16 protein-coding genes are annotated in these 7,727 nt (G+C 42.8%); all 16 read left to right on the forward strand.

What is annotated here, in order from left to right; all coding sequences use genetic code 11:
* Positions 1-301 (forward strand): hypothetical protein (locus IKN49_04520; GenBank protein MBR3632300.1); only part of this gene is annotated, 301 nt, incomplete at its 5' end.
* A gap of 35 nt (positions 302-336) precedes the next feature.
* On the forward strand, positions 337-528 hold the full coding sequence (locus IKN49_04525; protein MBR3632301.1) for a hypothetical protein: 192 nt from the start codon (positions 337-339) through the stop codon (positions 526-528).
* An 11-nt stretch (positions 529-539) separates the two neighbouring features.
* Positions 540-971: a hypothetical protein gene (locus IKN49_04530; protein ID MBR3632302.1), complete on the forward strand. Its 432-nt coding sequence runs from the start codon at positions 540-542 to the stop codon at positions 969-971.
* A complete protein-coding gene (locus IKN49_04535; protein MBR3632303.1) occupies positions 952-1,434 on the forward strand; it encodes a hypothetical protein in 483 nt (160 codons plus the stop codon). Before IKN49_04530 ends, IKN49_04535 begins: the two co-directional genes overlap by 20 nt.
* Before the next feature lie 243 nt (positions 1,435-1,677).
* On the forward strand, positions 1,678-2,463 hold the full coding sequence (locus tag IKN49_04540) for a hypothetical protein (GenBank protein MBR3632304.1): 786 nt from the start codon (positions 1,678-1,680) through the stop codon (positions 2,461-2,463).
* Between the two features lie 53 nt (positions 2,464-2,516).
* Positions 2,517-2,981 (forward strand): hypothetical protein, encoded by a 465-nt coding sequence (locus IKN49_04545; GenBank protein MBR3632305.1) that lies wholly within the window; start codon positions 2,517-2,519, stop codon positions 2,979-2,981.
* A 4-nt stretch (positions 2,982-2,985) separates the two neighbouring features.
* Complete coding sequence (locus IKN49_04550) at positions 2,986-3,219, forward strand: hypothetical protein (protein MBR3632306.1); 234 nt, start codon at positions 2,986-2,988, stop codon at positions 3,217-3,219.
* The gene (locus tag IKN49_04555; GenBank protein MBR3632307.1) at positions 3,219-3,482 is read left to right on the forward strand and encodes a hypothetical protein; all 264 of its coding nucleotides are present in this window, start codon (positions 3,219-3,221) and stop codon (positions 3,480-3,482) included. The genes IKN49_04550 and IKN49_04555 overlap by 1 nt, the downstream gene beginning before the upstream one ends.
* Complete coding sequence (locus IKN49_04560; GenBank protein MBR3632308.1) at positions 3,476-3,955, forward strand: hypothetical protein; 480 nt, start codon at positions 3,476-3,478, stop codon at positions 3,953-3,955. Before IKN49_04555 ends, IKN49_04560 begins: the two co-directional genes overlap by 7 nt.
* Complete coding sequence (locus tag IKN49_04565) at positions 3,955-4,218, forward strand: hypothetical protein (GenBank protein MBR3632309.1); 264 nt, start codon at positions 3,955-3,957, stop codon at positions 4,216-4,218. Before IKN49_04560 ends, IKN49_04565 begins: the two co-directional genes overlap by 1 nt.
* Positions 4,218-4,454, forward strand: coding sequence for a hypothetical protein (locus IKN49_04570; GenBank protein ID MBR3632310.1), 237 nt, complete (start codon positions 4,218-4,220; stop codon positions 4,452-4,454). The genes IKN49_04565 and IKN49_04570 overlap by 1 nt, the downstream gene beginning before the upstream one ends.
* Before the next feature lie 8 nt (positions 4,455-4,462).
* Positions 4,463-5,062 carry a hypothetical protein gene (locus tag IKN49_04575; GenBank protein MBR3632311.1) on the forward strand — a complete coding sequence of 200 codons (600 nt, stop codon included), beginning with the start codon at positions 4,463-4,465 and terminating at the stop codon, positions 5,060-5,062.
* 1 nt (position 5,063) lies between these two features.
* Complete coding sequence (locus IKN49_04580) at positions 5,064-5,291, forward strand: hypothetical protein (GenBank protein MBR3632312.1); 228 nt, start codon at positions 5,064-5,066, stop codon at positions 5,289-5,291.
* Between the two features lie 177 nt (positions 5,292-5,468).
* Positions 5,469-5,615, forward strand: a complete 147-nt coding sequence (locus tag IKN49_04585; protein MBR3632313.1) for a hypothetical protein — start codon at positions 5,469-5,471, stop codon at positions 5,613-5,615.
* Positions 5,616-6,332: 717 nt separating this feature from the next.
* Positions 6,333-6,686: a hypothetical protein gene (locus IKN49_04590; GenBank protein MBR3632314.1), complete on the forward strand. Its 354-nt coding sequence runs from the start codon at positions 6,333-6,335 to the stop codon at positions 6,684-6,686.
* A gap of 19 nt (positions 6,687-6,705) precedes the next feature.
* Positions 6,706-7,727 (forward strand): hypothetical protein (locus IKN49_04595; protein ID MBR3632315.1); only part of this gene is annotated, 1,022 nt, incomplete at its 3' end.

Here is a 7,727-nt window from a genome sequence, read left to right on the forward strand (position 1 = left end):
CCATCGCGGCGTTGCCTCCTACATGTACCGCGCCGCCTCTGTAATGGGTGACGCTGACGGGCAAAAAATGGCCGCCGCCGCCTATGATATGCAGAACTTCAAAGGAGGATCCCGGGCGGACGTCTTCCGCACCATTGAAACGATATTGAACGAGGAAAGAAAACACATACATTCAAAAGTAAATGAGGCCGGAGAGCTGCCCGGAGAATATGCCCGGGAATTGGACGCGGTGAACATCTGCCGGCAGTTTTTCAAAGAGAGGGAAAAAGCATTTAGGGAGGCCGTAAGTAATACGGACTGAACAGAATTAATTATTAACTTAAATACCAATCAATTATGAGTGATTTAGCAGAGCCAAAAAAAGAGGTTGAAACCCCCGTAAAAATCCGCAGAAAAACAGTGTCCGCACGTGTGACAGAAGAGGTATATAATGAAATTAGAGGAATAGCGGACAAGACCGGAAAAACCTTAGATGACATCATTAGCACAATGATACGTTACTCATTGAAAAAATTATCTGAAAATTAAAATTTGAAATCATGGAAATTGAAGAACTTGAAAAAGAATTGAACGAAACGCCGCAGGAGGTCAACGAGGCGGAAGTAACGGAAGCACTGAAGCAGACCGAAGAACCGCAAGCAGAACACATCACACCGGAAGCCGTTGAAGCGGAAGAAAACACCGTCAATTTGATGCAGTTCGGGCAGATCATCACCAATATTTATTGCGGGCTGTCCGATTACGTTTACAAGCGTGTCAAAAAAACATCAAGCGCGCCGGAGTGGGAACAAGACACAAAGGAAGCGATTGAACAGAGCTTAACGGCATTTTTAGCGCAGTACAATGTACGGATGACACCAACAACGCAATTAATTGTCGTGTTGGCCTCTGTTGAGGCGGTGCGTTATACGGTGCAACGCCCGAAGATGATGCGAATTAATCCAGGAAACAATGAACCAGCGGACAAATAAAATTGTGTTGGTGGTAGGTGGTCGCGGAACTGGGAAAACCACCTATTTAGAAAACCACGTGCCAACGCGGGCGGTGGTGGTGGAATACTTCAAGACAGACCGATACAAAGATTTTGAACGCCGCGTCAATTATGACAATTTCAAATTGCAAGAGGCCGTTAATAGGACGGTAATCTTGGAGGACGCAACACAGTTGATCATAGGCGGCGGCGGCCTCAAATTGCGCAGGCTGGCCGTATCATGCAAACAGTTGGGCAGTGATGTTTTCATTGTCTTCCATTCAACTAATTTTGTACCGCCGTTCTTGTACGCTCTTTTCGATTATATGATTTTGTGGCGGTCGGAAGCCCCGAAAAAGTCCGCGAAATTGGCCGCGTATTATGATGAGATTTGTAAAATTTTGTCAAAAAAACTTCCAAAAAAACACCAATGGCGCCCGCTGGGGGTGGTGCGGCAGGTGTAAACAATTAGAGATTAACAAAAAAAAATTTTTTAATTGCTGTTTGTTTACAAATAAATATTTATAGATTAGCACAGCAAAAAATTAATGTTTAATCAAAACCCAAAAAAAAATGAAACAGTATTTAATAACCTTTGCTATTGCAATGGCTGCGTGTGTTGTCATTGACTACGTTCTCCCGCTCAAATATGACGAAAGCGATGACAAGCTCGTGAGATTTTAGTAACAATCAAAAAAAAGTAAATTATGGATCTTAATACTAATTTTTTGGCGCGTGTTGGCTGGGGTATTGTCAACGGTAACGGCCAGGCAATAACTTTACAAATCGCATCGGCTCTCAACGGTGCAAAACATACCCATTACGCAGATGTCGTATTGAACGAGGAAATGTTACTGTCAATGGTGGCAAAGGGCGCAACAGACGGCCTTCTCGGAGTGTCGCCGGCAATTGATTTCACCCCGAGAGGAACAGACGCAAAACTTGACGCGCCATGCGATCCGGTAGAAGTCTTCCGCAAGTTCATGCAGAAAAACACCGTGCACATTTCAAAACTGAATTTTCGTGCAACCGCACAAAGCACACTCCCAACTTCATTGATCGTGCTCACCCCCAACGTGGCAACCGGCCAGATGGATCGCCAGGTGTTGAACGTCACCGCCGATACGACCATGTACCAGCAGCAGAATAATATCGTTACGATGAATAATGTGGATCTGTTTATCAGCCGCGACAGCGTGATCAGATTTGCCGGGGCATTCAACGAAGAAAGTCAAATTGTGTTGAACCTTGATGTAACAATTGACCGTTACATTAGCGTTGAACGCTCTTTGTATGAAAACTGTCGATTGCTCAACACCATGAGCGGCCAAGTGATCAAGGCCGTAGATGATTTGAACGCCGCCAACGCTGAGGCAACGCCGAACATTGTGACAATGCAGGCCGCAAATAAAGTCAATAACATGATGTCCTCAAAATTGGGCCCTTACGCTGGTGTCAACAGTAAAGGCTTTGACAGCAAGGGCAACCGTTAACCAATTTCTTAGGCGAGGCGTTGCCTTTACGCCTTGCCTTGTTTTTTTTTGTTATGCCAAATATAAAACCGGATAGAATAGACCAAACAGGTATTGACGCGGCTAATGGCAGTGTCACGTTTGAACAATTTTTGAAGCGCGTAGGATACAAGCCATTAAATTTTCCTGATTTTGACACGTGGCTAAAGCGCATTTTTGACGCAAACGGAAACGGGAAAATTGACAAGGGAAGCGAAAAAAGAAAATATAACAAAGCGACCAGAAACAGCGGAACCGTTAACGAATATTTGGCGGAGTGGCAACATGCGCAAGCGGCAGCGATTGCGGAGGATAATGCGACAGTTGACAATTTGCGGATTTTGTGGCAGCAGGGGCAGACGGAGAGCGCGAAAGAGGTGGCAAGCCGGGACGCGCTCACAAAAGAACGCAATAACATGGCGGGCGGCGGCCAGAAAAAAGATAACACCGCCATTTTGATTGCAGCGGCAGCAATAGCGATTTTATTATTAATTAAATAAAAAAATGGCTTCTATATACAGCAACATAGCAGGCGACAATTTCACCGATAGAATTGTGACAGCGGCACAAAACAAGAACGCCGGCAGCAGTTTGGAAGGGCTTGGAAACGCTACGATATGGGGTGCGATAATTAACGCAGGCTCGGGAAAATCAACGACACACACAAAAGAAGGAGGTGACAACAATTTAATTGTTATCGCGCTTGTTGCAGTGGTATTAATTTTAATGCTTGACTAATGGACAAAAAAAAGATCTTAATAATTGCGGTTGTTGGTGTTGTTGTGCTTCTTGTTTCAAAGAAAAAAAAAGAAACAGTAACCGAAAATTATAGCAAGGCGGAAGGGCTGACAAGCGCCGCCGGCGGTTTTGCCTCACAGCTCAACGACATTGCACAAAATGCGATAGACAACGCAACGGAACAGGTGATCAAGTTGGGCGATAATATAGCCCGATGGAGTACGCACAGATACAATAACGCCAAAGATAACTATGTATGGTAGTGGCAGGAAAAAACATTGACAACAAAAAATTGATCATTGGTTTGGTGGTTGCAGCCGCCGCCGGTGTGGGTGTGTGGCTTATTATACGCACAATCAAAAAAAGGAGTATTAACAATGTCTTTGGTAATACTTCAAGCCTTAACGCAGTGCAGAATTTGACAGAAGTAAATAACATATCATCCGAAATTGAAGCACAGGCCACGATCAGCAGGGACAAGGCCAACACGTTGGCGGCACAAATCAAAAATGCGTGGGGTGTCAATGATGATGAGGCGGCAGTATTTGCGGCGTTGCAACAGATCAATAATTATTCCGATTGGCTTTTGTTGCAAACGGCTTACGGCGTTAATTCATCGTTTTTAGGTGACCGGGATCTTGTTGCGGATTTGATCTACCATTTGAACGAAAACGAGCTGCAAACAGTCAATCATTTGTTATATAACAAAGGTATTCAAGCAAAATTTGAAAAATAATGACTTGGGAGGAATTTATAAAATACGCTAATAATGCGGCAGAGGTCGCAGGCGCAGCCGGTCACACTGTTGGTGCGGCTGTTGAAGGCTACAAGGGCGGCAGGGCTGGCGATGATAGCAAATACCGCAATATCAATGATATTGAAGTGAGTGCCGGCATAGATGATAAAACGGCAGAGACTATTAAAAAAACGTCCTCCGGGCTTGGGTTGATGGCGATTGCCGCCGCTGCGATTTTCTTTTTTGCAAAAATCAAAAAATAATGAAAAAGACAATTTTAATATTGGTGTTGTTGGCTGGGGCAGGGGTGGCCGCATATCTCATTTATAGGAAAGTGCAGGCGGACAAAAACGGCATGACGCTGTACGAGTTGAGAAATACAGAGAACAATAACAAAAGGATCGAAAACGGAGAAATTGCCGGGCCGCCTCAAGTGATATTGAAAGGAATGCAACAGCAATCAAAAGCAGTTAATAAATATTTTGTGAAAAGAGGGTAGAAAACAGAATGAAACAGGGCGCAAAAATAGGAATTTCTTTGGGAGTTGTGGCGGCTGTTGCCGCCGTTGGCGTGGTTGTGTGGTTGTTGGTCCGCAAAAAGAGGCAAACGGAAACAGCGCCGGAAATACCGACCGGAACCGTGACGGTTGACGTTGACAAAAACGGCTGGCCGGTGTACGATCGCGCACCTGGCGCACCAGGCACGAATATCGCGACACGCGCAAATAACCCCTTTGATATACGTTCGAGCGCGGAAAAATGGCAGGGGCAGATCGGCACCACCAGCGCCGGAAATGGATTTTGTGTATTTGATAGCTTGGATTATGGAATACGAGCCGCGTTTAAGATCTTGAAAACCTATGAAACAAAATACGGTCTTAAGACTTTAAAGGCAAAGCTTCAAAAGTGGGCACCGCCAAAGGAAAACCGAAAAACATATCCCGATGAAGTCGCCGCCCGGGCCGGTGTCGATGTCAACGCGATGGCGGCCTACAACGATCTTAATTTCTGGAAAAAAGTTATGCCGGCATGGGCGAAATTAGAAGGTTATGAGGGAACTCTAACAGCGGATCAGATTGAAAGAGCTTATAATTTATCATTGAAATAACATGAACGCAAAAACGAGGATCAAAGAAGTTAAAACCGCTTGGAAAGATATTTTTTTAAAGCACGTTAAAGGATCAAAGAACCCGCAGAAGGCCGCGAAGGAGGCCGGGAGCGAGTATCGCGAAAAATACGGATCAACGCGCCGCCAGAGGTGGAAGAACGCGCAGAAGAGCGCGAATAAGCCGAAGATGAGCAGAAAGAGAACACCCAAAAAAATCGAAAGAAGATGAAAGAATTATTAAATTTTGTTAGGCGTGGCCAACTGGATAACTCAAAATTGTAGAATATCATATATTTTGATATTGACGGACATGAAAAAGTCGGTTTTGAAAATGTTATCGCCGGTATGGCAGACGATATACATGAATTGGCAGAAAACAATAGTTAACAATTAAAATTTTAGCATTATGAAAGAATTATTAAAAATCGCGAAAGCGGCGCAAAAGGTTGTCGATGTCCATTATTCTGATTTGCAGGGAAATAAGGTTACCGGATTGGATCGTGTTATCCCCGCTATTCAGGACGATGTGAAAGCGCTTGACGAAAAGTCATAAAAAAAGTATCGCCACAGTTACCAACAGCAAAGCCCGGATCCGTTCAATGGTGCCGGGCTTTTTTTGTGTGCCACACTCAACCCTCCCAACAACGGCTTTAAAAGCAAAAACCCGTCACCGTTTCAATGGTGCCGGGCTTTTTTTGTGTGCCAATAGTATATTTAGACGCTGCAAAAATACAAAATTTTTTGATATTGATTAAACTTTTTGAATTTTTTTTGCTCAAAGTGTTGTAGATTGCAAAAAATCATGTATTTTTGCGGCACGAAAAAAGGACAAAAAATAATACAATGGAAACGAAATCAAATAATTGCACAGCTTCAAAAAATTGTACCGATAAAGGCGGCTTGTTGTCCTTTGTACGGTGTGCGTGCCGCCGGTCGTTTCCAACGCGCACCGTTTTTTTTGGAAACCCTATTATTAACCAATAAAAATTTATAACAATGGAAACAGATTTCAAACTCGAAAAATTAGAATTAGTAAAAGTGCCTGTTCTATTTAGGCATTGTGACGGCTGTATTTTTCAAACTGGTAGCAAGGAGAAAGAATGCGCAATGTTAAAAATACCGGAAGAAACAAAACAAAAAATAATTGTAAGAGTGTTTGAAAGACTATGCCCGGACGACACAAAACTTTCTTGTGTCCAAAGTGAAGACGGCTTCCCAATACATTATATTTTTTTATATTCCAGATATTAACCAATAAAATTTTAAAGCAATGGAAACAACAGAAAAAAAGAACATGTTAAATGTAAAGATCAATTTGCAGAGAATTGAAGGCGCTAACATTTTGACCGGCAAAACCGGTAAAAATTATTTGGCAATCCCGTTGGATGACAACAAACAGTTGTTTTGCGGCAAAAGCGGAATTTATTTTGATCTTTTGGCGATCCCTACACCCAATTCTCCTTTTGGAAAAGACTATTGTTTGCGTCCGCAGATAGATAAAGAACATTATGACAAAATGAGCGAGGATGAACGGCGGTTGATCCCCATTGTTGGCGATGTTACAGAGATAAAATTTAAGATCCAGCCGACCGCCGGCGAAACGCTGGAAGATATACAGTTTTAGATGATATGCCACATTTGCAATGAAAAAAACTGTGATTGATTGGCTTTCTATTTCCATAAAAAATAATGGTGTTTTCAATATAGAAAACGCGGTTTTTGATATTGAGGATTGCAAGACAATAGCACAATATAACAAGGGATTTTCTGTTTCATATAAAGGCGGGCAATGTTGCGCCCGCCTTTATTATGCCAATTCATTAAACCCTCTTTTCTCTATGCTTAAAATTGAAAATTGGTGCTTTTATCGTAATTTTTCGATTGTTTCATTTTTCAATGATTTTTTTGAAAATGTGGGGTTTGACTTTGACCACGTGCAAAGGGTGGATATTGCTTGCGACACGGACAACACTTTGTATTGCGGAAAGGATCCGCAAAAATTCAGTTACGGAGTATGGCGGGGGCAATACAACCGGGAGGCGAAATTTAACCGCGCCACGAAAAAAATAATTTTGGATAATGTGCAATTGATTGGATCCAAAGAGGCGGAAACGCTGAAAATTGGGAAAGACGGTATAACGCTGAAACTTTACAACAAAACAAAAGAATTGATTATAAGTGGAAAAGATTATATTTCTGAATGGTGGGGTAATGTTGCCGGTGTTGTTTGGCGGTCTGAAATTTCATTGAAATACGATGATTTGCAACGTATGCAGCCGGACGGCAAAATTTATGATTATTTATTTGGAAAAAATTCTCTGGCCAATGGGTTTGATTTTGATAATTTGGAGTTTATAAAGTCCATATATTTCAGCGTTTTAGAGCAAAGATATAAATTTTGGATCCCCCGCAGGAAGGGCGCGAAAATACTAACCCCTTTAATGGTCAATCCGGAGCATCACGAATGTATATTGATAGGAAAGGGCAAGCCCAAAAATTATGATATTTTGCCATATTCAACGTACCATCGCGGCGTTGCCTCCTACATGTACCGCGCCGCCTCTGTAATGGGTGACGCTGACGGGCAAAAAATGGCCGCCGCCGCCTATGATATGCAGAACTTCAAAGGAGGATCCCGGGCGGACGTCTTCCGCACCATTGAAAC

Source organism: Elusimicrobiaceae bacterium (genome assembly GCA_017528825.1).
GTDB lineage: Bacteria > Elusimicrobiota > Elusimicrobia > Elusimicrobiales > Elusimicrobiaceae > Avelusimicrobium.

Bases quoted from the DNA above. Each gene is read 5' to 3' on its own strand.
- IKN49_04525 (MBR3632301.1), top strand. From the start codon at position 337: ATGAGTGATTTAGCAGAGCCAAAAAAAGAGGTTGAAACCCCCGTAAAA.
- IKN49_04530 (MBR3632302.1), top strand. From the start codon at position 540: ATGGAAATTGAAGAACTTGAAAAAGAATTGAACGAAACGCCGCAGGAG.
- IKN49_04535 (MBR3632303.1), top strand. From the start codon at position 952: ATGAACCAGCGGACAAATAAAATTGTGTTGGTGGTAGGTGGTCGCGGA.
- IKN49_04540 (MBR3632304.1), top strand. From the start codon at position 1,678: ATGGATCTTAATACTAATTTTTTGGCGCGTGTTGGCTGGGGTATTGTC.
- IKN49_04545 (MBR3632305.1), top strand. From the start codon at position 2,517: ATGCCAAATATAAAACCGGATAGAATAGACCAAACAGGTATTGACGCG.
- IKN49_04550 (MBR3632306.1), top strand. From the start codon at position 2,986: ATGGCTTCTATATACAGCAACATAGCAGGCGACAATTTCACCGATAGA.
- IKN49_04555 (MBR3632307.1), top strand. From the start codon at position 3,219: ATGGACAAAAAAAAGATCTTAATAATTGCGGTTGTTGGTGTTGTTGTG.
- IKN49_04560 (MBR3632308.1), top strand. From the start codon at position 3,476: ATGGTAGTGGCAGGAAAAAACATTGACAACAAAAAATTGATCATTGGT.
- IKN49_04565 (MBR3632309.1), top strand. From the start codon at position 3,955: ATGACTTGGGAGGAATTTATAAAATACGCTAATAATGCGGCAGAGGTC.
- IKN49_04570 (MBR3632310.1), top strand. From the start codon at position 4,218: ATGAAAAAGACAATTTTAATATTGGTGTTGTTGGCTGGGGCAGGGGTG.
- IKN49_04575 (MBR3632311.1), top strand. From the start codon at position 4,463: ATGAAACAGGGCGCAAAAATAGGAATTTCTTTGGGAGTTGTGGCGGCT.
- IKN49_04580 (MBR3632312.1), top strand. From the start codon at position 5,064: ATGAACGCAAAAACGAGGATCAAAGAAGTTAAAACCGCTTGGAAAGAT.
- IKN49_04585 (MBR3632313.1), top strand. From the start codon at position 5,469: ATGAAAGAATTATTAAAAATCGCGAAAGCGGCGCAAAAGGTTGTCGAT.
- IKN49_04590 (MBR3632314.1), top strand. From the start codon at position 6,333: ATGGAAACAACAGAAAAAAAGAACATGTTAAATGTAAAGATCAATTTG.